Raw genomic sequence first — 519 nt, 5'->3', positions numbered from 1 at the left:
TTTCGACTACGGGGGTCTTACCCTCTACGCCGGACCTTTCGCATGTCCTTCGCCTACATCAACGGTTTCTGACTCGCCCTGCCGCCGGCAGACGACAGAAAAGAGATCCCACAACCCCGCACACGCAACCCCTGCCGGGTCTCACACGTATACGGTTTAGCCTCATCCGGTTTCGCTCGCCACTACTCCCGGAATCACGGTTGTTTTCTCTTCCTGCGGGTACTGAGATGTTTCACTTCCCCGCGTTCCCTCCACATACCCTATGTGTTCAGGTACGGGTGACAGCCCATGACGACTGCCGGGTTTCCCCATTCGGACACCCCCGGATCAAAGCCTGGTTGACGACTCCCCGGGGCCTATCGCGGCCTCCCACGTCCTTCATCGGTTCCTGGTACCAAGGCATCCACCGTGCGCCCTTAAAAACTTGGCCACAGATGCTCGCGTCCACTGTGCAGTTCTCAAACAACAACCAGTACACCGTCACACACCAACCACATCAGTGCTTCACCGGCGCCGGCA

At 58.6% G+C, this 519-nt stretch carries 1 rRNA gene; it reads right to left on the bottom strand.

The features are described from left to right. Nucleotides 1-430, bottom strand: a 23S ribosomal RNA gene (locus GFH49_RS01695); the annotation flags it as partial. Between the last annotated feature and the right edge of the window lie 89 nt (nt 431-519).

Source organism: Streptomyces blattellae, from assembly GCF_009709555.1.
GTDB lineage: Bacteria > Actinomycetota > Actinomycetes > Streptomycetales > Streptomycetaceae > Streptomyces > Streptomyces blattellae.
Note: the sequence above shows the minus strand (reverse complement) of the source record. Positions and strands in the feature narration are given on the sequence as shown.